This window comes from Mesorhizobium sp. A556 (genome assembly GCF_054489545.1).
In genome coordinates, this window is record NZ_JBTMXA010000001.1 from 766,678 (window position 1) to 787,233 (window position 20,556).

Consider the following 20,556-nt stretch of genomic DNA (forward strand, 5'->3'; position numbering starts at 1 on the left):
CCTTGAACCGGCTGTTCTGGATAATCATGGGGGTCATTGGCGTTGCGCTGATCCTGTTGATGTTCAACAATTCGGCTGGAACAACCTTCGGTCTAGCCAACGACGATTTCGGCCAACTTGTCTGGCTGGGTGCCTTCGTGGCGCTGATCGGCGCGGGTGTGCTGCGCTCGGGCCGGTCATTCGGCACGGTGGCGGGGCAGCTTGGCGTTTGGGTCATCATCGTGCTCGCCCTGATCGCGGGCTACCAGTACCGCTATGAATTGCAGGATGTTGCCAGCCGGGTCACAGCCGGGCTGGTTCCAGGCAGCCCGCTCGCCCTCAGCGTCGAAGACGGCAGCGCAACCGTTACGCTTGAAAAGGCGCTGAGCGGTCATTTCGAAGCGCGCATCCTGGTCGACGGCACAGCCATCCATACCGTGGTCGATACCGGCGCAAGCAGCACGGTCCTGACCAGCGACGATGCACGAGCCGCGGGCTTCGATCCGGCCAGATTGAGCTACACGATACCGGTCTCAACCGCCAACGGCACCACCAAGGCGGCCGGCGTGAGAGCAGACGAAATCTCCATCGGCGGGATCGTGCGCAAGGACATTCCGGTCCTGGTCGCAGCACCCGGCACGCTGGGCCAAAGCCTGCTCGGCATGAATTTCATCGGCACGCTATCCGGCTTCGACGTGCGCGGCGATCGGATGATTTTGCGCGACTGATCTCGTCAAGCCCCTACCGATCAGGCTGCCTGCTCGTCCGCGCCTTCGAAATTGACCGCCGCGAATGCGGCTTTGAGCACATCCGGCCCGGCCCAGGGCCTCGTGCCCTCGGTGGAAAGAATCTGCCGCCAGCGGCGCGCGCCGGGAAGGCCATGGAACAGACCCACCATATGGCGCGTCACATGACCGAGCCGTCCGCCTCCTTCGATATGACGAGCCACATAGGCTGACATAATTTCGATCAGTTCGGGATAGTCGAATTCACCAGCGTCCGCACCGTAGAACGCGGCGTCGATCCCGGTGAGCAGACCGGGCGTATGATAAGCGGCGCGGCCGAGCATGGCCCCGTCGAGGTTCTGCAAATGTGTCTCTGCCTCATGCAGGGTCTTCACACCGCCGTTTATGCCAATGAAGCGGTTGCCGTTTTTTGTCTTCAGGCGATAGACGCGGTCGTAGTCGAGCGGTGGCACTTCCCGGTTCTCCTTGGGGGACAGACCAGCCAACCACGCCTTGCGCGCATGCACCCACAGCGCGTCCGCGCCCACGGCAAACACCCCATCGGCCAATGCATCTAGCGCTTCCTCAGTATCCTGGTCATCCACGCCGATACGGCACTTCACGGTGACGGGAATACGCACCGCCGCTTTCATGGCCGCGACGCATTCGGCGACAAGCGCCGGCGTCTTCATCAGGCAGGCGCCGAACGTGCCGGACTGGACCCGGTCCGAAGGACAGCCGACATTGAGATTGATCTCGCGATAGCCGAAAGACTCGCCGATGTGGGCTGCTTGCGCCAGTTTGGCCGGGTCGGACCCGCCAAGCTGCAACGCAACGGGATGTTCAGCGGCATCGAAGCCCAACAACCGCTCGCGCACGCCATGAATGGCGGCCTCCGCCACCACCATCTCCGTATAAAGCAGGGCATGGCGCGTCAGTTGACGGTGGAAGAACCGGCAATGCCTGTCCGTCCAGTCCATCATGGGAGCCACTGCTATAACGGGGCTTCCGTAGACGAAGGGCTTTGCCCCAAATTGTTGATCTTCCGTCATTCAGCCGATACTCGTTCGCGTATCCACCTTCGTTCAGCGTCGTGCGAGGCGACAAAGGTAAAAATGGAGACGCCCGTATACCGCGCCAATGCGGACAAAGCGAGCAGACGGGAGCATCGGTAAAAATCAACCCTTTAGCGGCCATCGATTGTCACATGATTGTCGCCAGCTCCGTATAGCCGATGGCTTCCGCTTTTCAGGAGCGGGCGGGCCGCGGGATTTATTAGAAAGATCGCATTTTCCCTTCGGCCGCAACTGTGCAACAAAATCGTTGTCGATCGCCATTTCGGCACATATCCTCATTTGCGGGAATTCAAGCCGCAAACGGCATACGGGAGAAAATCATGAAATTTTTGGGCGTTTCGATTGGTGCTGCGGCGACGCTGACCCTGCTTTCCACGAGTTCGGCCTTTGCCGTGACGCAAATCAGTTGGTGGCATGCCATGACCGGCGCCAATGCAGCGGTGGTCGACAAGATCACCAAGGATTTCAACGCCAGCCAGAAGGATTACGAAGTTGTCCCGGTGTTCAAGGGTACCTATCCCGAAGCGCTGAATGCCGGAATCGCTGCCTTTCGCGCCAAGCAGGCGCCCGACATTATCCAGGTGTTCGACGTCGGAACCGGGGTCATGATGGCTGCCGAAGGCGCGATCAAGCCGGTGGCCGACGTACTCACCGATGCCGGCGCGAAATTCGACAAGAGCCAGTATTTGCCCGGCATCGTCGCCTATTATTCGAAGCCTGACGGCACCATGCTGTCCTTCCCCTACAATTCGTCCTCGCCGATCCTCTATTACAACAAGGATATTTTCCAGAAGGCCGGGCTTGATGTGAACAACCCGCCCAAGACCTGGAACGAGGTGTGGGACGCGGCCAAGAAGATCAAGGCGAGCGGCGCGGCAGAATGTGGCTACACCACGACCTGGCTGACCTGGATCCATCTGGAGAATTTCGCAGCCTGGAACAACGTGCCGTGGGCGACCCAGCAAAACGGGCTTGCCGGCGGCGATGTGAAGCTTGAGATCGATGCGCCGATCTACGTCAATCATTTCCAGGCTATCGCCGACCTCGCCAAGGACGGCACGTTCAAATATGGCGGCCGCACCTCGGAGGCGAAGCAGATCTTCCTCGCCGGCCAATGCGGTATCCTGACCGAATCCTCCGGCGGCCTCGGCGACATCGTCAAGTCCGGCATGAATTACGGCATCGGCCAGCTTCCCTACGACAGCGACGCCAAGGGCGCGCCGCAGAACACGACGCCGGGCGGGGCCAGCCTGTGGGTATTCGCCGGCAAGTCGGACGAGAAGTACAAGGGCATTGCAGCGTTCTTCACCTATCTGTCGCAGACCGACGTGCAGCAATATCTGCATGAAAGCTCAGGCTATCTGCCGGTAACGCTGGCCGCCTACGAGGCGACCAAGAAGTCGGGTTTCTACGACAAGAACCCTGGCCGGGAGACGCCGATCCTGCAGATGATGGGCAAGGAGCCGACCGACAATTCCAAGGGTGTGCGGCTTCCCAACCTGCCGCAGGTTCGCGATATCCAGAACGAGGAATTCGAGAAGATGCTGGCCGGCCAGGAAACGGCGCAGCAGGCGCTCGACAACGCGGTTGAGCGGGGCAACAAGGCGATTGAGGAAGCGAGCAGCAATTGAGCCTCGCTGCTGGCCCTGTAGAGTGAGTAAACTTATCTCGCTTTGGCCTGCCGGGCATCTCCCCCTGATTCGGGGAGATGCAGCATGAGCCCGCGCGTCATTTTCCCGAACAAGGTTCTGCCCTATGCGCTGGTGGCGCCGCAACTCGCCATCACGCTGATCTTCTTCTACTGGCCTGCCGGACAGGCGGTCTATCAATCGATGCTGAAGGAGGACCCCTTCGGCCTCAGATCCAGGTTCGTCTGGTTCGACAATTTCAAGCGGGTGCTGTCCGAACCGGCTTATCTCAATTCGATCAAGGTTACGGTGGTGTTTTCGCTGGCAACGGCCATCGTCGCCATGGGCGTGGCGCTTCTGCTTGCCGTCATGGCCGAGAAGGCGGTACGGGGAAAGGGCTTTTACCGCACGCTTCTGATCTGGCCCTACGCGGTGGCTCCGGCAATCGCCGGCATGCTGTTTCTGTTCATGTTCAACCCGTCGATCGGCAGCCTCGCGATTGTCCTGCACAAGATCGGCATCGCCTGGGATCCGCTGCTGGATGGCACGGATGCGATGGTGCTTGTGGTCGTTGCGGCGGCCTGGAAGCAGATAAGCTACAATTTCCTGTTCTTCGTCGCCGGGCTGCAGGCGATCCCGAAGGCATTGATCGAGGCAGCGGCAATCGATGGCGCGGGCGAGACCAAACGGTTTTGGACAATCGTCTTCCCGCTGCTCGCGCCCACCACCTTCTTCCTGCTCGTCATCAACACCGTTTATGCGCTGTTCGACACGTTCGGCATCATCCACGCCGTTACAGGCGGCGGACCGGGCAAGTCGACCGAGACGCTGGTCTATAAGGTGTACAATGACGGCTTCGTCAATCTGATCCTCGGCGATTCGGCCGCGCAGTCGGTCATCCTGATGGCCATCGTCATTTCGCTCACAGCCATCCAGTTCCGCTATGTCGAGAAGAAGGTGCATTATGGCTGAGGCGGCAGCATGATCGGCCAGTCGCCGCTTCGTACCTTTGTCGCGCATGCCGTGCTGATCCTCGGCATCCTGATCGTCGCGTTCCCGATTTACTACACCTTCGTCGCCTCGACGCAGACGCTTCAAACGATCCTGCGGCCACCCCTGCCCCTGCTTCCCGGCGGAGAATTCTGGGCCAACTACACGGAAGCGCTGTTCGGCGGCGTCGGGCGCATCGGCGGCGTGGGTGTCGGCACGCTTTTGTTCAACACCACCGTCATGGCGCTGGGCATTGCCGTCGGCAAGATCTGCATTTCGATCCTCTCGGCCTACGCCATCGTCTTTTTTCGGTTCCCGTTCAGGATGGCGATCTTCTGGCTGATCTTCATCACGCTGATGCTGCCGGTCGAGGTACGCATCATGCCGACCTACAAGGTGATGGTCGATTTCGGCCTGATCGACACCTATGCGGGGCTGATCCTGCCGCTGATCGCGTCTGCAACGGCCACGCTTCTGTTCCGGCAGTTCTTCATGACCATTCCAGGCGAACTGGTCGAGGCCGCGCGCGTCGATGGTGCCGGACCGTGGCGCTTCTTCTTCGACATCCTGCTGCCGCTGTCGCGCACCAACATCGCGGCCCTGTTCGTCATTCTCTTCATTTACGGCTGGACGCAGTATCTGTGGCCATTGCTGGTCACCAATAGCAACGACATGAATACCATCGTCATCGCGCTGCGGAAAATGGTTTCCTTCGCCGACGCCGATACCCAGTGGCATCTCGTCATGGTCACGGCGATGTTCGCCATCGTGCCGCCGATCCTCGTCGTGGTGCTGATGCAGCGCTGGTTCGTGCGCGGCCTGGTCGATTCGGAGAAATAACAACGATGGCGACAGTCGACCTGAAGGACGTGAAGAAGGTTTACCCCAGCGGCGTCGAAGCCGTGAAGGGTGTTTCCATCGCCATCCCCGACAAGGAACTGTGCGTGCTGGTCGGTCCTTCCGGCTGCGGGAAATCGACGCTTCTGCGCATGATCGCCGGGCTGGAAACCATCTCGTCGGGCACCGTCTCCATCGATGGAAAGGTCGTCAACGAGGTCAGCCCTACCGATCGCGACATCGCCATGGTGTTCCAGAATTACGCGCTTTATCCGCATATGAAGGTTTACGACAACATGGCCTACGGCTTGCGCAATCGCGGCACGCCGAAGGACGAGATCGAAAGGCGCGTGCGCGCGACCGCCAAGACGCTGGAACTCGATCATCTGCTCGACAGGCGGCCGCGGGAGCTTTCCGGCGGCCAACGCCAGCGCGTCGCCATGGGCCGCGCCATCGTGCGCAATCCCAAAGTGTTCCTGTTCGATGAGCCGCTTTCCAACCTGGACGCCAAATTGCGCGGACAGATGCGGGTCGAGATCAAGAACTTGCAGCGCTCGCTCGGCGTAACCTCCGTCTATGTCACGCACGACCAGTTGGAGGCGATGACGCTGGCCGACATTCTGGTGGTCATGAATGGCGGTTTGGTCGAACAGGTCGGCGCGCCGCTCGATATTTATGAGAAGCCGGCCTCGACCTTCGTGGCTTCCTTTATCGGTGCCCCGCCGATGAACCTTCTGGCGCTGGCGGATGGCGTGCCCTCCGGCGTTTCGTCCCCGGCGGCGACTGCCGTCACGATCGGTTTTCGTCCGGAGGACGCCGACGTGACGTTCGATGGGGAAACACCGCCTGGAACACTGGTCCTGCCGGCGACGGTCGAGGCGGTCGAACCCGTCGGTGCGGAGAGTTTTCTTCATTGCACCGTCGACAGCGGCCGCGTTGTCGTGCGCGTTGCGGGCCGGGCGACCGCGAAGCCGGGCGACACCTTGCGCATCGTCTCTAGAGCCGAGAAACTGCATTGGTTCGATGAGGCCGGGAAACGCGTCTAGTGGATTGACGAACACCCTCCCTGTTCGACTTTGTGGCATCGGCTGCAACGCGAAATGGATGCCATGACCACAGACGTGCCCTATCCGATAGACACCGTCGCACCGATGGACGCGGCAGCGGTTCTGGCGCTCAACAACGAGCATGCCGCCGAACTCTCGTGGCTTGAGCCGGAACAACTGACGCACCTGCTTGGCCAGAGCTTTTACGCTCGCCGCATAGGCCAGGTCGAAGCCTTCATCATGACGTTCGATCAGGATGCCGACTATTCCAGCCCGAATTTCCAGTGGTTTCGCGACCGCTATCCGCGCTTCGTCTATGTCGACCGCGTCGTCGTCGCCAAATCGGCACGCGGCAGAGGCCATGCGCGGCGGCTCTACGACGCCTTGTTCGCGCATGCGAAGCAGAACGGGCATGAACTGGTTACCTGTGAAGTGAACGCCGATCCTCCCAACCCTGCTTCGGATGCATTTCATGCAGCGCTCGGCTTTGCTGAAGTCGGGGCCGCCGTCATTCATGGCGGCGCAAAATCGGTCCGGTATTTCGCCCGCACTCTTCCCGAGGCTCGATAACCGAGCCAGCGCCCGGCAGGATTCAACTCCGCGATCATAAAGAAACGGCGCCATTTACGGCGCCGTTTCGTCGTCCAGACCGATCGGTCTATTTGAAAAGCTGAAGCGCGTTCAGCAGCGTCTGGAACACACCCCATACAAGGGGGATGCCGACGAAGCCCCAGGCAAGGACGAGTTGCACAGGGGTGGTCGCTCTATGATCGTTGTCTTCCATGATGACTACCTCCTTCTCAACCGGCGACCGGCGAAAGCGCACCGTCTTCGGCCCTCATGTGGTGACGTTGATCCACCGCCTTGACGAAGAAGTTGCAAACGAACCCGACAACGAACAGGCCCGCCATGATATACATGGTGGTGTTGTAGGCATCCGCTTTTGCCACATTATGGGTGACGTTGTATTCGCGGATGTAGTTCACCAGAACCGGACCGAAGATGCCGGCCGCCGACCAGGCGGTGAGCAGGAGCCCGTGGATGGCGCCGACATAGCGGGTGCCGAACATGTCGCGCAGATAGGCCGGCACCGTCGCGAAGCCGCCGCCATACATCGAGATGATGATACAGAAGCAAAGCACGAAACCGGCGACGCTGCCTGCAGCACCCGTCAGCGGCACCAGGCAGTAGAGGATGAAGCCCAGCACCATGAACACGAAATAGGTGTTCCTGCGTCCTAGATAGTCGGATGTCGTGGCCCAGGCGAAGCGGCCGCCCATGTTGAAAAGGCTCATCAACCCGACCAGACCGGCCGCTGCGATCGGCGTGATAAGGCCCGGGAACATTTCCTGGCTCATCGCCGAAGCCTGCCCCAGAACGCCGATGCCTGCCGTGGTGTTGACGCACAGGATTACCCAGATCAGCCAGAACTGCGGCGTCTTCAACGCGTCATAGACATAGACGTTGTTGCTGGAGATCAGCTTGTTGGATTTCGGCGCGACGTAGCCTTCCGGCTTCCAGTCGTCTGGCGGGACGCGCACGATGATCGACCCGATCACCATGAACACGAAATACACGACGCCCAGAATGATGAAGGTTTCCATCACCCCGATATGAACGTCGGTGGTGAACTTCCTCATCAGCCAGACCGATAGGGGCGAGGCGATGAACGCGCCGCCGCCAAAGCCCATGATGGCCATGCCGGTCGCCATTCCCGGACGGTCGGGGAACCATTTGATGAGCGTGGACACAGGCGAAATATAGCCGATGCCGAGTGCAATACCGCCCAGAACGCCATAGCCTAGATAGATCAGCCACAGCGCATGGAGATGGACACCGATTGCGGAAATCAAAAACCCGCCGGCCCAGCAGCAGGCGGCGGTGAACATGGCCTTGCGCGGACCGCCTTCTTCCACCCAGCGGCCGAATACCGCTGACGAGACGCCGAGGAAGAAGATCGCCAGCGAAAATATCCAGCCGAGTTCGGTCAGTTTCCAGTCGTCAGGCGTGGATTCCGTTATCCCGACAAGTTTGGTCATCGGCAGATTGAATACGCTATACGCGTAGGCCTGACCGATGCAAAGATGCACGCAAAGCGCTGCCGGCGGCACCATCCAGCGACTGTAGCCGGGTCTGGCTACCGTGCGTGCGCGGCTGAACCAGCCCACGCCCCCCTGTGTCTGCGTTACCATTTGTCCTCCCGATGCAATGATTCATGATCATAAACAGGCGGACGATAAGCAATTATGTCGTAGAGCGATACAATAAATTCTGTTGTTTAATATATTAGATACAGGAATTTCGCCGACACGAAAAAGCCGATGGACATCCATCGGCTTTTTCCTTGCAAGCATCAGACGCGTTTAATTATCTGATAAGTATGTGTTTTGTCCGCTTATAGGTTAGCCGCCGTCACGGCACGTTTGGCCATGACCACGATCAGGTTGGCGCGGTAGTCGGCGGATGCGTGCATGTCGCTCATCAAGTCCGTTGCCGGCACTGTTACCCCTTCGAGAGCGGCCGAATCGAAATTCTTCGACAGCGCGGTCTCGATTTCCTTCGAACGGAATACCCCATCGTCGCCCGCACCGGTAATCGCCACGCGGACCTCCTTGTCCTTTGCAACGAACACACCGACGATGGCATAGCGGGAAGCCGGGTTGCGGAATTTTTCGTAGGCCGCCTTGGCCGGCGCGGTAAAAGAAACCGCCGTAACGATTTCGCCGTCCTTCAGCGCCGTCTCGAACAGCCCAGTGAAAAATTTGGCCGCCGCGATCTCGCGCTTGTTGGTGGTGATGGTAGCGCCAAGCGCCAGCATCGCCGCCGGATAGTCCGCCGCCGGATCGTTGTTGGCGATGGAACCGCCGATGGTGCCCTTGTGGCGCACCGCCGGGTCGCCGATCAGCGAGGCAAGATGCGCCAGCGCCGGGCACGCCTTCTTCAGTTTTTCGTCGGTGGCGACCTCGAAATGCGTGGTGCCCGCACCGATGGTCACCGACTTGCCCGATACTTTGACGCCCTTCAGTTCCTTGATCTGCGACAGATCGACCAGATCGGAAGGTGCTGCCAGCCGCGTTTTCATGGCCGGGATCAAGGTCATCCCGCCCGAAAGCGGCCTGGCGTCGCCGGTCTTGAGCAGTTTGACGGCTTCAGTGACCGAGGCGGCACGGTGATAATTGACGGAATACATGGTTCTGTCCTCCTCAGTTCTTTGCCGCGCGGATCGCCGCCCACACTTTTTGCGGTGTTGCCGGCATGGTGATCTCCTCGGTGCCGATGGCATCGGTGATGGCGTTGATGACCGCCGGCGGCGAACCGATGGCGCCCGCTTCGCCGCAACCCTTGAGGCCGAGCGGATTCGACGGCGACGGCGTGTTGGTTGTCGACACCTTGAACGACGGCAGGTCTTCGGCGCGCGGCATGGTGTAGTCCATGTAGCTTGCCGTCAGAAGTTGGCCGCTATCCGGGTCATAATTGGCCCCTTCCAGCAGCGCCTGGCCAATGCCCTGCGCCACGCCGCCATGCACCTGTCCCTCGACGATCATCGGGTTGATGATGTTGCCGAAATCGTCGGCCGCCACGAACTGGATGATATCGGTGTGGCCGGTTTCGGGATCGATCTCGACTTCGCAGATGTAGCAGCCGGCCGGGAAGGTGAAATTGGCCGGATCGTAGAAGGCGGTTTCCTTCAGGCCCGGTTCCATGCCGGCCGGCAGATTGTGCGCGGTATAGGCGGCAAGCGCCATCTGGAACCACGGCACCGACTTGTCCGTGCCGGCCACTTTCAACGCGCCATCCTCGATGACGATGTCGGCCTCGTCGGCTTCCATCAGATGCGCTGCGATCTTGCGCGCCTTGGCCTCGACCTTGTCCAGCGCCTTGACGATGGCCGACATGCCGACCGCGCCGGAGCGCGAACCGTAGGTGCCCATGCCCATCTGCACCTTGTCGGTGTCGCCATGGACGATGGAAATGGAATCGAGCGGCACGGCGAGACGCTGCGCGACAAGTTGGGCGAAGGTCGTTTCATGGCCCTGGCCGTGGCTGTGCGAACCGGTCAGCACTTCGATGGTGCCGACCGCGTTGACGCGCACTTCCGCCGATTCCCACAGGCCAACGCCAGCGCCGAGCGACCCGACAGCGGCCGAAGGCGCGATCCCGCATGCTTCGATGTAGCAGGAAAAGCCGATGCCACGCAGTTTGCCGGCCTTCTTCGCCTTGGCCCGGCGCTTTTCGAAGCCGGCATAATCCGCCGTCTTCAGTGCCGCGTCGAGCGAAGCGCCGAAATCGCCCGCATCGTAGTTCATGATGACCGGCGTCTGGTGCGGGAAGGTGGTGATGAAGTTCTTGCGGCGAAGCTCGGCCGGCGACATGCCGAACTTGCGCGCCGACACTTCCAGAATGCGCTCGACGTTGAAGGCGGCCTCGGGTCGCCCTGCCCCGCGATAGGCATCCACGGGTGCTGTGTTGGTGTAGATCGCCTTCACATTGGCGTGGATCGCCGGGATATTATACTGCCCCGACAACAGCGTGGCGTAGAGATAGGTCGGGGTCGCGGACGAAAACAGCGACATGTAGGCGCCGAGATTGGCCTTGGTTTCCACCTTGAAGCCGAGGATATGGTGATCCTTGTCGAAGGCCATGGCGAGGTGGCTGTGATGGTCGCGGCCATGCGCGTCGGTGAGGAAGCTTTCGGTGCGGTCGGCCACCCATTTGACCGGTACGCCGGTCTTTTTCGACGCCCACAGGCAGACAATTTCCTCTGGGTAGATGTAGATTTTCGAACCAAAACCGCCGCCAACATCGGGCGCAATGACGCGCAGCTTGTTTTCCGGCGCGACATTGTAGAACGCACTCATGACGAGACGCGCCACATGCGGGTTCTGCGAGGTCGTCCAGCAGGTGTAATGGTCCTCGGCCTTGTCGTAGTGGCCAAGGGCTGCGCGCGGTTCCATGGCGTTGGGAACCAAACGGTTGTTGAGAATGTCCATTTCGACGACATGGGTCGCTTTCTTGAAAGCTGCGGCGGTCTCGTCCGCGTTGCCGATATCCCAGTCGAAGATCAGGTTGTTTTCGGCTTCCGGGTGGATTTGCGGCGCACCCTTGTCCATCGCCTTGGAAGCGTCGGTGACCGACTTCAATTCCTTGTAGGTGACTTCAACGGCTTCGGCCGCATCTCGCGCCTGGCCCTTGGTGTCGGCAACCACGACCACGACCGCGTCGCCGACATAGCGCACCTTGTCAAAGGCAAGCGGCGACCACGCGCCCATCTTCATCGGCGTGCCGTCCTTGGAATGGATCATCCAGCCGCAGATGAGGTTACCGATGCCGTCGGCCTTGATTTCCTTGCCGGTCAGAACACCGATGACACCCGGCATGGCTTGCGCCGCCTTGACGTCGATCTTCTTGATCTGCGCATGCGCGTACGGGCTGCGCACGAAGGCCGCATGCTTCATGCCCGGCACCACCATGTCGTCGACATAGCGCCCCGCGCCGGTGATGAAACGCTTGTCTTCCTTGCGCGTGACCCGCGCGCCGATGCCCTCAATACCCATCAGAGTTCTCCTCCAGAATTTTAAGAAGCGAAAATAGCGAATGGCGAATAGTTTTTAGCGAATAGGGAAAAAAGCTCTGGCGGATCGGGGTCGAATTTCCCCCTACTCGCTATTGGCTACTCCCTACCCGCTCCTTACGCCGCCTTCTTCGCCTTGCCCTTTGCCCCCTTGGCCATCGTCTTGGACGCGGCAAGGATGGCTTTCACGATATTGTGGTAGCCGGTACAGCGGCAGATATTGCCGTCGAGTTCGGCCCGCACCGTCGCCTCGTCCAGCCCTTCGGGGTGGCGGCGGATCATATCGGTGGCGGTCATGATCATGCCCGGCGTGCAAAAGCCGCATTGCAACCCATGATGCTCCCTGAAGGCCGCTTGCACCGGATGCAACTCGGCGTCGCCGGCAAGCCCTTCGATGGTCAAAACGGTCGACCCCGACGCCTGCACGGCAAGCATGGTGCACGACTTGACGGCCTTGCCGTCGACATGGACGACGCAGGCTCCGCATTGCGAGGTGTCGCACCCGACATGTGTCCCGGTCAGCCCGAGATTTTCCCGCAAGAAATGAACCAGAAGCGTGCGATCCTCGGCAACCCCGCTGATCTGCCTCCCGTTCACAATCAACGATACGTCCGACATGAAACCTCCCTGGGTGGTCAACCTTGGTATCCATCGCCGACGCCGTCCAACCCGGCGGCGTCACCGCTATTCATAACCCGCACAGCGCTTGAAAAATAGTCCTCTGGGTTTGACAAGATTCGAGAACACCGCCCGTTCGAAAACTATGCCGTACTTTCGGTTACGCCCGCGGCGGAATTGCGCTGCAGGGTCTGGAAGACGACCATATCCCTGCCATGCTCTTTCTGTCACCGATATTTTGCGGGGTCGGCGCAGTAACCGGCGGCCTGTCGATACCGGCATGGATGCAAGCTCAACCGGAACTCCTAATCTTTTCTTCAAAACCGGAAACCGCACCCGCCCTGATTGCAAGCCTCACAATGGCCGCCTTGCCTGCAAATGCAAATCGGTCGAGTATGACCACAAGATGTCGGCACCATTGCCATCGGGGACGCGCCTTGAACAAACCGCTACTGCACAATTACTGGCGCTCCTCCACCTCGTATCGGGTGCGAATAGCACTCGAGATGAAGGGCATCGGCTACGAATATGTGCCGCATCATCTGCGCCATGGCGATCATCTCGACCCGGCCTATCTGGCGGTGAACCCGCAGGGGTTGGTGCCGGCCCTGATCTGGACGGACGGGGCACTGGTCACTCAATCGCTCGCAATCATCGAGTTTCTCGACGAGACGAAACCCGAGCCGCCGTTGCTGCCGGCCGACGCGCATGGTCGCGCGCGCGTCCGCATGCTGGCGCAGATGATCGCCTGCGACATCCATCCGGTGAACAATCTGCGCGTGCTGACCAGCCTGCGCACCCTGTTCGGCGCAAGCGACGAGGACGTCGTCAACTGGTTCCGCCATTGGGTAAACGAAGGTTTCCAACCTCTTGAAAAGATATTGGCATTCTCGAGTGAGACGGGGAAATTTTGCCATGGCGACACGCCGGGGCTGGCGGATATCTGCCTTGCCGCGCAGGTGACCAACAACGCCCGCTTCCATGTCGACATGGAACCCTACCCGACCATTTCGCGCATCCATGCCGCTTGCATGGACCTGCCGGCGTTCCAGAAAGCCGCGCCGAAAAACCAGATCGATGCCGAATAGGCACGCAAACGCCAAGCACGCACAAGGATACCCATGAAAGCCGTTGTTTTCGAAAAGTTCGGCGAGATGCCGTCGATCAGGACCGTGCCGGACCCAAGACCCGTGCCGGAGGGCGTCGTCGTCAAGGTGGAGGCGACGGGCCTGTGCCGCTCCGACTGGCATGGCTGGATGGGGCACGATCCCGACATCCGCCTGCCGCATGTCCCAGGCCATGAACTAGCCGGAACCGTGGTGGCGGTAGGCCGGCAAGTGAGCCGCTGGAAGGCCGGCGACCGCGTCACCGTGCCGTTCGTCGGCGGCTGCGGCCGCTGCTTCGAATGCACGTCCGGCAACCATCAGGTCTGCGAGCACCAGTTCCAGCCGGGCTTTTCCGCCTGGGGTTCGTTCGCCGAATATGTCGCCATCGACTTCGCCGACACCAATCTCGTCGCCCTGCCCGAAGACATGGAATACGCCACCGCCGCCAGCCTTGGCTGCCGGTTCGTCACCTCGTTTCGCGCCATCGTCGACCAGGGACGCGTGACGCCGGGCGAATGGGTCGCGGTGCATGGCTGCGGCGGGGTTGGCCTGTCGGCCGTCATGATCGCCAGCGCCATGGGCGCCAATGTCGTCGCCATCGACCTGACCGACGAAAAGCTGGAATTCGCCAAAAAGATCGGCGCGGTCGCCACCATCAACGCGGCGGCGACGCCGAACGTGGTCAAGGCCGTCAAGCAGATCACCAATGGCGGCGCGCATATGTCGATGGACGCGCTCGGCCATCCGACCACCTCGTTCAACTCGATCTCCAACCTTCGCAGGCGCGGGCGTCACGTGCAGGTCGGCCTCATGCTGGGCGATCACGCCAAGGCCGAGGTGCCGATGGCCAAGATCATCGCTTACGAGTTGGAAATCCGCGGCAGTCACGGCATGCAGGCATTCCGCTACCAGGCCATGATGGATATGATCCGTACCGGAAAACTGAAACCGGAACTGCTTGTCGGCAAGAAGTACACGCTCGATGAAGCCCCGATCGCGCTGGCCGCGATGGGCGGATTTGACGGCATCGGTATCGGTGTGGTGACGCGGTTTTGACGGGGCAATCGATGAGCATGGCGAAGCGGCGCGCGTGGTGGGGCGACTACCGGACTACGGAATACGCCTCGATCGACCCAGAGGCGACGATTGCCGTGCTGCCGGTGGCCGCGATCGAGCAGCACGGCCCGCATCTGCCGGTGTCCACCGACACCACGATCATGGACGGTATGCTGGAGACGGTGATCGCCCGCCTGTCCGACGATCTTGATATCCGTATCCTGCCGGTGCAGGCTGTCGGCAAGTCCAACGAGCATATCGAAGCGCCGGGAACGCTGACGCTGCCGCCGGCGACGCTGATCGAAGCATGGACGGAACTGGGCCTATCGGTCGCGCGCGCCGGAGTGAAAAAAATCATTGTCGTCAACTCGCATGGCGGCAACGAGGAAATCATGGGCATCGTGACGCGTGAATTGCGCGTGCGTGCAAAGATGCTGGCGGTGAAAACCGCCTGGCAGCGTTTTGGTCGCCCGGCCGGCCTCTATACCGATCTCGAGGATCGGCAAGGCATCCATGGCGGCGATGTCGAAACGTCGCTGATGCTGCATTTTCGACCCGATCTGGTGGAGATGGGCAAGGCGCAGAACTTCGTCTCGAACGTAGCGCGCGCGGAGACCGAATTTGCCCTGCTGCGCCAGACGGGCCCGCATGCCTTCGCCTGGCTGGCCGCCGATCTCAACTCGAACGGCGTGGTCGGCGATGCTTCCGTCGCCACGGCTGAAAAAGGCCGGCTGACGGCCGAATTTCAGGCCGAAGGCTTCATCACGCTGCTGAAGGACATGCGCAGGGCAAAGCTTGCCGACTGGCTTTCCTGATTATCCGTCGATTTCCAGCCCGAATGGCGTGCCTTCGAAAGCGTCGGCGCCCCGGCCAATTGCCTTGATGGCGGCGATCATGCGGCCGTCCCGGCCCAGAATGGCGTCGGCAGTGGCGATCAGGCGCGGATTGGGCGTTGCCGAGGGCGAGAGCCAGCGCAGCGTCCGCGCCAGTTCTTCCTCATCACGCGCGGGAACCAGTGCCGCCGCGATGATATAGGCCGACGCGGTCGAACGGCTGATGCCGGCATAGCAGTTCACGACCAGCGGCCGCGACCGGTCCCACGAGCGCGCGAAGTCGAGCAGGCGGATCACATGCGCCTCGCCCGGCAGGGTCATGCTGTCCTGCGCTTCGACAATGTCGTGCATGACCAGATGCAGGTGGTTCTCCGGTACAATCGATGCGGGTCGGGTCATTTCCATACCGGCGGAAAGCAGCGACAGAAGCCGGCCGGCACCGGTTTTCGATACTGTTTGATCGACCTTAGATAGCGGGCAAACATGGATCATAGCCGCATTCCTTTTGCGTGCTGATTGTCGCGCTCGCTTTGCCAGTCGGCAAGCGCTGCCTCCAGCCGCCCCCACTCTTCCTCATTGCCCGTCAGGCCAGCGCGAAGGACATTCGGGCGCTCGTCGTAGTGGCGGAGCAGGATACCGCGCCCGCCAAGCGCGGCAAACAGGCCGGCAGCATCCGGATGTTCAATATAGCGAAAAAGCGACGTGCCGCCGGCTACAGGAACCGTGAACCGTGCGAAGAGCGAATCGAGGCGCGCGGCCTCCATCGTCAAACGGCTCCGCATCCCGATTTGCCAATCCAGATCGCCGAGCGCTCGGATGCCGTATTCCAGCGCCGGCCCGGAGACTGCCCATGGCCCGAACTGCGTTTCAAGCCGCGCGACGGTCGCGCTGTCGGCGAGCGCAAAGCCAAGCCGCACCCCGGCCAGGCCAAAGAACTTGCCGAAGGAGCGCAGCACCACGATGCCGCCCTGCCCGACATCACCGGCAGTGCTCTGCGATCCGACATCCATGAACGCCTCGTCCACGACCAGCAAGCCGCCCTTGGCGTGCAATGTCGCGGCCAAGGCCAAAAGCCTTTCGCGCTCGATGATGCGGCCGTCGGGGTTGTTCGGGTTAACGATCACGGCGAGGTCGGCCTCGGCCAGCGCCTCGAAATCCTGAACCTCGCGCACCGCATGACCGGCAATGAAAGCCGCCCGCGCGTGCTCGGCATAGGTCGGCCCGAGCACCATCGCCTTGCCCGGCTTCACCAGCGAGGCGACGAGCGGCAGCAGGATTTGCGTACCGGGCGCCGCCATCACGTTTTCCGGCGACGGCGTGCCATAGGTCGTCGCCGCAATCGCCAGAAGCTGGGCCAGGCGCGCCTGTTCGGGCAGGCGTAACAGCGTGGTGGCGGGCAGGTCGAAAAGCGGATAGGAGTGCGGATTGATCCCGGTCGATAGATCGACGAACGGTTCGGGCGCGTCCGGAAACAGCGCTCTCGCCCGGCCAAGGCTGCCGCCGTGATCGACCGTCGCCGTCTTTTTCAAAAAATCAGCCATTTTTCAGAAGATCCATGTTCGTCCTGATCGCTTTCCTGTCGCTGGCCGTCGAAATCCAACTGGGGTATCCGGCGTGGCTGTTTCGCGCCATTGGACACCCGGTCACATGGATCGGATGGCTGATATCCTGTCTCGACCGCGGGCTCAACCGCGCTACCGACACCGACCGCAAACGTCGCTTATCGGGCGTGTTCGCGCTCGCCATCCTCGTTCTCGTTCCGGCGGCAATCGCGTTCGGGCTGGAGGTGGTGCTGTGGCAGGTTCCGCTTGGCTTCGTCGTCACGGTACTTTTGGCAAGTTCGCTGTTGTCGCAGAAAAGCCTGGCCGAACATGTCAAGGCGGTCGCCGACGCGCTGGACCATGGCGGGTTGGTGGCGGGCCGCAAGGCCGTGTCGATGATCGTTGGCCGCGACCCGGAAAACCTCGATGAGGCGGGCGTCAGCCGCGCGGCGATCGAAAGCCTGGCCGAGAATTTTTCGGACGGCATCGTCGCGCCCGCCTTTTGGCTGGGCGTTGGCGGCTTGGCGGGCGGTGTCGCCTACAAGGCCGCCAACAGCGCCGATTCGATGATCGGCCACCGCACCCCGCGCCACGAAGCGTTCGGCTGGGCGGCGGCGCGCTTCGACGACTTCATCAACCTGCCCGCCTCGCGGCTGACGGCGCTGCTCATCGTGATCGGCACGGTTTTTGTCGAGGGCGCCAGCGCGAAAGATGCCTGGCGCGCCGTGTGGCGCGACGCCAAAAAGCACCGCTCGCCCAATGCCGGTTGGCCCGAAGCGGCGATGGCGGGTGCCCTGGGCCTCGCTCTGGCCGGCCCGCGCGTCTATGACGGCGTCCTCGTCAGTGACGTCTTCATGGGCGAAGGCGGACGCCGGGAAGTGACAAGCGCCGACATCAGGCGGGCGCTGAAACTTTATTGGGCGGCCGACCTGCTGCTGGTCGCGCTGTTCGGCGCGTTGAGCCTGGTGATCATCGTCAGCCTGTAGCGAGCGTCCTAAAACTCGATGCCCTGCTGGGCTTTCACGCCGGCGGAAAAATGGTGTTTGGTCGAGCCCATTTCGGTGACCAGGTCCGCCGCCTCGACCAGCGCCGGCTTGGCGTTGCGGCCGGTAACCACGACATGCAGCCCCTCGCGCCGCGCCTTCAGCACTGCTACCACCGTATCGAGATCGAGATAATCGTAGCGCAGCGCGATGTTCATTTCGTCGAGGACGACAAGGCTGATCGACGGATCGGCCATCAATTCCAGCGCCTTGGCCCATGCGGCTTGCGCCGCCGCGATGTCGCGCTTCAGATCCTGCGTTTCCCAGGTAAAGCCCTCGCCCATCGTATGCCACGCCACCTTGTCGCCGAAAGCTGCGAAAGCATCCTTCTCGCCGGTGTGCCACGCCCCCTTGATGAACTGCACGACGCCGACGCGCTTGCCATAGCCGAGCATCCGCAGTGCCAGACCGAACGCCGCCGTGCTCTTGCCCTTGCCCGGCCCGGTATTGACGATCAGAAGGCCCTTTTCGACGGTCTTTTCCGCCACTTCGGCATCCTGCACCGCCTTGCGCCTGGCCATCTTGGCGCGGTGCTTTTCTTCGTCCTTCGGTTCGATAGCGGTCATGTCATTTCACCTTCAGCGGCAGGCCCGCCACCATCAGAATTACTGTGTCGGCAATCGCCGCGACCTGCTGGTTGAGACGCCCGGCGTCATCGCGAAAACGGCGCGCCAGCGCATTGTCGGGCACGATTCCCTGGCCGACTTCATTGGATACCACGAACCACGGTCCGAGCGGCTTTGCCAGACGTTCCTCCAGCCGGGAACATTCGGCAGCCACATCGTGATCGGCCAGCATATGGTTGGTCAGCCACAAGGTCAGACAATCGACCAGCACGGGCTGGCCCACCGGAACGGCATCCAGCGCCCCGACCAGATTGAGCGGCGCCTCGGCGGTCGCCCAACCATCGCCCCGCTGCGACCGGTGCATGGCGATGCGTTCCCGCATCTCGTCGTCATAGGCGTCGGCGGTTGCGATATAGGTCCAGGGCGCCGCGTGGCGGGTCGTCAGCATTTCTCCATGCCGGCTCTTGCCTGAGCGCGCGCCGCCGATAATGAAGGTCAGTCCCGGCTCAACCAAGGCAACCACCGTTCGTCGTCAATTCACCTCTCCATCGAAGCACGCGCAACTATAGAAATGCCGCCGCGTGCGGCAACCTCGGAAAGCGATCAAGCCGTCAAAGCGATTTGGGCAGGTAGCGCCACACGATCGCCGCGCAGACCGCCATCAGGATACCCAGCGTCGCAAACACCGACCCCATACCGAAAAAGGCGAGCACGATCGAGTAGATCATTGGCGGGGTCAGTTCGGAAAAGTCCAGATAGGTTCGATAGACCGCAGCCATTTGTGCACGTTCATAGGGATGCACCGCGCGCATGAAGACGGTTGAACCGAGCGCATCGATGGCAATGGTAAAGAGCGATCCGACAAGCAGGAACGCAGCGGTAAGCAGAGGCACGGTCTCGCCGATGACGCCTGCCGCCAGCAGCATCGTCGACATTGCGAGGAAAGCACCCGTGATGACGCGCCGGGCGCCAAAACGCTTTCCCGCCCTGCCCCAGAAGATCGCCGTGAACAACAGCCCGTTCGCCGCAGAGACGAGCAGCCCGCCGGCAATCGCGCCCTGTCCGGTAATGACCATGAACAGCGGCCCGTAGACGAAGAAGGTCGTCCAGAAGCAGGAGCGTCCGAAGGCGATGATCCAGGCAAGCCGAAGCCGTGGTTGAGAAACGAACCGGCCGATATTGGCCAGGGGATTGATGGCCCGGCTCTTGCCGGCGGCAATCATCGGATTGTCGCCAAGCCGATAGAACCAGAATAGGCCCAGGAGAAACAGGGCGAACACGGCTACGGCTCCATGCGCCGCATACACGCCGAAATGCGTGTAGAGGAAGATGCCCAGCGTCGGACCACCGGTCCAGGCTACCATCGACCACGCCATGCGCAGCGATTCGGAGCGCATGAAGTCGGTCTTGCGGATATGGTCCATGATGTAGAGGTTGAGGGTAATGGATAGCGCGCTGGCGCCCATGACCCGGCACAGCATGCCGAGCGCCTGGCCGGCAAGCGTATGCGTGAAGAAGAACAGCGAGCCGATAGCCAGAAGGCAGGCGCCCGCCGTATAGACCCAGCGCCGCGCGAAGCGGTGAATGAGCATCGGCATGAACAGGGTTGCCGAAAGACCGATCAGCGAAACGACCGTGTAGAGCATCGAAACCGTCTGCTCGTTACGCAGGATCTCATAAGCCTGGATCGGGATGACGCTGGACACGGTGGCGCGAGCGAACGACTCAACCGTATAAAGGGATGCAAATGTGCGCGCGCCGGCCTGCCGCACGGAAGTAAGCCAGATCGGATGGCGGACGTGGGTGCCCATGAAAACCTGCTACCCTCGGCAAGGCGATCGCAGCCGCAGATGTGCCGCATCGATAGATTCGTCAGTAGCAGGAAATCGACCTACCGAAGTCAAAATGCGATACCGGCTAACGGCTTCTCCTTGCTGGCC

The 20,556-nt window shown here is 61.3% G+C and carries 21 protein-coding genes; 10 read left to right on the forward strand and 11 right to left on the reverse strand.

Features of this window, described 5'->3' with window-relative positions; translation table 11 throughout:
- The first annotated feature begins 2 nt into the window (after nucleotides 1-2).
- A complete protein-coding gene (locus ACX3P0_RS03850) occupies nucleotides 3-707 on the forward strand; it encodes a TIGR02281 family clan AA aspartic protease (protein WP_459086648.1) in 705 nt (234 codons plus the stop codon).
- Nucleotides 708-727: 20 nt separating this feature from the next.
- Here the strand turns inward: ACX3P0_RS03850 and dusA are convergent, their stop codons facing one another.
- On the reverse strand, nucleotides 728-1,756 hold the full coding sequence (gene dusA / locus ACX3P0_RS03855) for a tRNA dihydrouridine(20/20a) synthase DusA (protein ID WP_459086649.1): 1,029 nt from the start codon (nucleotides 1,754-1,756) through the stop codon (nucleotides 728-730).
- Between the two features lie 344 nt (nucleotides 1,757-2,100).
- On the opposite strand from dusA, the gene ugpB reads away from it, so the two are divergent.
- From ugpB to ACX3P0_RS03880, 5 genes are all read left to right on the forward strand, one after another.
- Complete coding sequence (gene ugpB, locus ACX3P0_RS03860) at nucleotides 2,101-3,411, forward strand: sn-glycerol-3-phosphate ABC transporter substrate-binding protein UgpB (RefSeq protein ID WP_459086651.1); 1,311 nt, start codon at nucleotides 2,101-2,103, stop codon at nucleotides 3,409-3,411.
- A gap of 84 nt (nucleotides 3,412-3,495) precedes the next feature.
- Nucleotides 3,496-4,380: a sn-glycerol-3-phosphate ABC transporter permease UgpA gene (gene ugpA, locus ACX3P0_RS03865; RefSeq protein WP_459086652.1), complete on the forward strand. Its 885-nt coding sequence runs from the start codon at nucleotides 3,496-3,498 to the stop codon at nucleotides 4,378-4,380.
- Nucleotides 4,381-4,389: 9 nt separating this feature from the next.
- Nucleotides 4,390-5,238 carry a sn-glycerol-3-phosphate ABC transporter permease UgpE gene (ugpE, locus tag ACX3P0_RS03870; protein ID WP_459078763.1) on the forward strand — a complete coding sequence of 283 codons (849 nt, stop codon included), beginning with the start codon at nucleotides 4,390-4,392 and terminating at the stop codon, nucleotides 5,236-5,238.
- Nucleotides 5,239-5,243: 5 nt separating this feature from the next.
- The gene (locus tag ACX3P0_RS03875) at nucleotides 5,244-6,281 is read left to right on the forward strand and encodes a sn-glycerol-3-phosphate import ATP-binding protein UgpC (RefSeq protein WP_459086654.1); all 1,038 of its coding nucleotides are present in this window, start codon (nucleotides 5,244-5,246) and stop codon (nucleotides 6,279-6,281) included.
- Nucleotides 6,282-6,344: 63 nt separating this feature from the next.
- Nucleotides 6,345-6,851, forward strand: coding sequence for a GNAT family N-acetyltransferase (locus ACX3P0_RS03880; RefSeq protein WP_459086656.1), 507 nt, complete (start codon nucleotides 6,345-6,347; stop codon nucleotides 6,849-6,851).
- A gap of 88 nt (nucleotides 6,852-6,939) precedes the next feature.
- On the opposite strand, the gene ACX3P0_RS03885 is transcribed toward ACX3P0_RS03880, so the two are convergent.
- The 5 genes from ACX3P0_RS03885 to ACX3P0_RS03905 all read right to left on the reverse strand — a co-directional run bounded on the left by ACX3P0_RS03885 (nucleotide 6,940) and on the right by ACX3P0_RS03905 (nucleotide 12,471).
- Nucleotides 6,940-7,065 carry an MFS transporter small subunit gene (locus tag ACX3P0_RS03885; RefSeq protein ID WP_459078760.1) on the reverse strand — a complete coding sequence of 42 codons (126 nt, stop codon included), beginning with the start codon at nucleotides 7,063-7,065 and terminating at the stop codon, nucleotides 6,940-6,942.
- 16 nt (nucleotides 7,066-7,081) lie between these two features.
- Nucleotides 7,082-8,473, reverse strand: a complete 1,392-nt coding sequence (locus ACX3P0_RS03890) for an L-lactate MFS transporter (protein ID WP_459086658.1) — start codon at nucleotides 8,471-8,473, stop codon at nucleotides 7,082-7,084.
- Between the two features lie 203 nt (nucleotides 8,474-8,676).
- On the reverse strand, nucleotides 8,677-9,471 hold the full coding sequence (locus tag ACX3P0_RS03895) for an FAD binding domain-containing protein (protein WP_459086660.1): 795 nt from the start codon (nucleotides 9,469-9,471) through the stop codon (nucleotides 8,677-8,679).
- A 13-nt stretch (nucleotides 9,472-9,484) separates the two neighbouring features.
- Nucleotides 9,485-11,836 carry a xanthine dehydrogenase family protein molybdopterin-binding subunit gene (locus ACX3P0_RS03900; protein ID WP_459086662.1) on the reverse strand — a complete coding sequence of 784 codons (2,352 nt, stop codon included), beginning with the start codon at nucleotides 11,834-11,836 and terminating at the stop codon, nucleotides 9,485-9,487.
- A 134-nt stretch (nucleotides 11,837-11,970) separates the two neighbouring features.
- On the reverse strand, nucleotides 11,971-12,471 hold the full coding sequence (locus tag ACX3P0_RS03905; RefSeq protein ID WP_459086664.1) for a (2Fe-2S)-binding protein: 501 nt from the start codon (nucleotides 12,469-12,471) through the stop codon (nucleotides 11,971-11,973).
- A 395-nt stretch (nucleotides 12,472-12,866) separates the two neighbouring features.
- Between ACX3P0_RS03905 and maiA the strand changes: the two genes are divergently transcribed.
- From maiA to ACX3P0_RS03920, 3 genes are read left to right on the forward strand one after another with little or no spacing between them, the layout of a single operon-like run.
- Entirely contained in the window at nucleotides 12,867-13,559 is a 693-nt protein-coding gene (gene maiA, locus ACX3P0_RS03910; RefSeq protein ID WP_459086666.1) for a maleylacetoacetate isomerase, read from the forward strand.
- A 33-nt stretch (nucleotides 13,560-13,592) separates the two neighbouring features.
- Nucleotides 13,593-14,633, forward strand: coding sequence for a zinc-dependent alcohol dehydrogenase family protein (locus ACX3P0_RS03915; RefSeq protein ID WP_459086668.1), 1,041 nt, complete (start codon nucleotides 13,593-13,595; stop codon nucleotides 14,631-14,633).
- Nucleotides 14,634-14,644: 11 nt separating this feature from the next.
- Nucleotides 14,645-15,448: a creatininase family protein gene (locus ACX3P0_RS03920; protein ID WP_459086670.1), complete on the forward strand. Its 804-nt coding sequence runs from the start codon at nucleotides 14,645-14,647 to the stop codon at nucleotides 15,446-15,448.
- On the opposite strand, the gene ACX3P0_RS03925 is transcribed toward ACX3P0_RS03920, so the two are convergent.
- Both ACX3P0_RS03925 and cobD read right to left on the reverse strand, forming a co-directional pair.
- Nucleotides 15,449-15,958 (reverse strand): tyrosine phosphatase family protein, encoded by a 510-nt coding sequence (locus ACX3P0_RS03925; RefSeq protein WP_459086671.1) that lies wholly within the window; start codon nucleotides 15,956-15,958, stop codon nucleotides 15,449-15,451. It lies immediately after the preceding gene.
- A complete protein-coding gene (gene cobD / locus ACX3P0_RS03930; protein WP_459086673.1) occupies nucleotides 15,955-17,007 on the reverse strand; it encodes a threonine-phosphate decarboxylase CobD in 1,053 nt (350 codons plus the stop codon). The genes ACX3P0_RS03925 and cobD overlap by 4 nt, the downstream gene beginning before the upstream one ends.
- Nucleotides 17,008-17,021: 14 nt before the next feature.
- Here cobD and cbiB point away from each other — a divergent pair, with 14 nt between their 5' ends.
- Nucleotides 17,022-17,993, forward strand: coding sequence for an adenosylcobinamide-phosphate synthase CbiB (gene cbiB / locus ACX3P0_RS03935; RefSeq protein ID WP_459086675.1), 972 nt, complete (start codon nucleotides 17,022-17,024; stop codon nucleotides 17,991-17,993).
- Between the two features lie 8 nt (nucleotides 17,994-18,001).
- On the opposite strand, the gene cobO is transcribed toward cbiB, so the two are convergent.
- From cobO to ACX3P0_RS03950, 3 genes are all read right to left on the reverse strand, one after another.
- Nucleotides 18,002-18,616: a cob(I)yrinic acid a,c-diamide adenosyltransferase gene (gene cobO / locus ACX3P0_RS03940; protein ID WP_459086677.1), complete on the reverse strand. Its 615-nt coding sequence runs from the start codon at nucleotides 18,614-18,616 to the stop codon at nucleotides 18,002-18,004.
- Nucleotide 18,617: 1 nt separating this feature from the next.
- Entirely contained in the window at nucleotides 18,618-19,115 is a 498-nt protein-coding gene (gene cobU / locus ACX3P0_RS03945) for a bifunctional adenosylcobinamide kinase/adenosylcobinamide-phosphate guanylyltransferase (protein ID WP_459086865.1), read from the reverse strand.
- Between the two features lie 112 nt (nucleotides 19,116-19,227).
- A complete protein-coding gene (locus ACX3P0_RS03950; RefSeq protein ID WP_459086679.1) occupies nucleotides 19,228-20,427 on the reverse strand; it encodes an MFS transporter in 1,200 nt (399 codons plus the stop codon).
- Nucleotides 20,428-20,556 lie beyond the last annotated feature (129 nt).

Coding starts and splice junctions, on each gene's coding strand:
- ugpE (WP_459078763.1), top strand. CDS start 4,390: ATGATCGGCCAGTCGCCGCTTCGTACCTTTGTCGCGCATGCCGTGCTG.
- ugpA (WP_459086652.1), top strand. CDS start 3,496: ATGAGCCCGCGCGTCATTTTCCCGAACAAGGTTCTGCCCTATGCGCTG.
- ACX3P0_RS03920 (WP_459086670.1), top strand. CDS start 14,645: ATGAGCATGGCGAAGCGGCGCGCGTGGTGGGGCGACTACCGGACTACG.
- ACX3P0_RS03880 (WP_459086656.1), top strand. CDS start 6,345: ATGACCACAGACGTGCCCTATCCGATAGACACCGTCGCACCGATGGAC.
- ugpB (WP_459086651.1), top strand. CDS start 2,101: ATGAAATTTTTGGGCGTTTCGATTGGTGCTGCGGCGACGCTGACCCTG.
- ACX3P0_RS03875 (WP_459086654.1), top strand. CDS start 5,244: ATGGCGACAGTCGACCTGAAGGACGTGAAGAAGGTTTACCCCAGCGGC.
- ACX3P0_RS03950 (WP_459086679.1), bottom strand. CDS start 20,427: ATGGGCACCCACGTCCGCCATCCGATCTGGCTTACTTCCGTGCGGCAG.
- ACX3P0_RS03915 (WP_459086668.1), top strand. CDS start 13,593: ATGAAAGCCGTTGTTTTCGAAAAGTTCGGCGAGATGCCGTCGATCAGG.
- ACX3P0_RS03900 (WP_459086662.1), bottom strand. CDS start 11,836: ATGGGTATTGAGGGCATCGGCGCGCGGGTCACGCGCAAGGAAGACAAG.
- cobD (WP_459086673.1), bottom strand. CDS start 17,007: ATGGCTGATTTTTTGAAAAAGACGGCGACGGTCGATCACGGCGGCAGC.
- ACX3P0_RS03925 (WP_459086671.1), bottom strand. CDS start 15,958: ATGATCCATGTTTGCCCGCTATCTAAGGTCGATCAAACAGTATCGAAA.
- maiA (WP_459086666.1), top strand. CDS start 12,867: ATGACCACAAGATGTCGGCACCATTGCCATCGGGGACGCGCCTTGAAC.
- cobO (WP_459086677.1), bottom strand. CDS start 18,616: ATGACCGCTATCGAACCGAAGGACGAAGAAAAGCACCGCGCCAAGATG.
- dusA (WP_459086649.1), bottom strand. CDS start 1,756: ATGACGGAAGATCAACAATTTGGGGCAAAGCCCTTCGTCTACGGAAGC.
- ACX3P0_RS03890 (WP_459086658.1), bottom strand. CDS start 8,473: ATGGTAACGCAGACACAGGGGGGCGTGGGCTGGTTCAGCCGCGCACGC.
- ACX3P0_RS03895 (WP_459086660.1), bottom strand. CDS start 9,471: ATGTATTCCGTCAATTATCACCGTGCCGCCTCGGTCACTGAAGCCGTC.
- cbiB (WP_459086675.1), top strand. CDS start 17,022: ATGTTCGTCCTGATCGCTTTCCTGTCGCTGGCCGTCGAAATCCAACTG.
- ACX3P0_RS03885 (WP_459078760.1), bottom strand. CDS start 7,065: ATGGAAGACAACGATCATAGAGCGACCACCCCTGTGCAACTCGTCCTT.
- ACX3P0_RS03905 (WP_459086664.1), bottom strand. CDS start 12,471: ATGTCGGACGTATCGTTGATTGTGAACGGGAGGCAGATCAGCGGGGTT.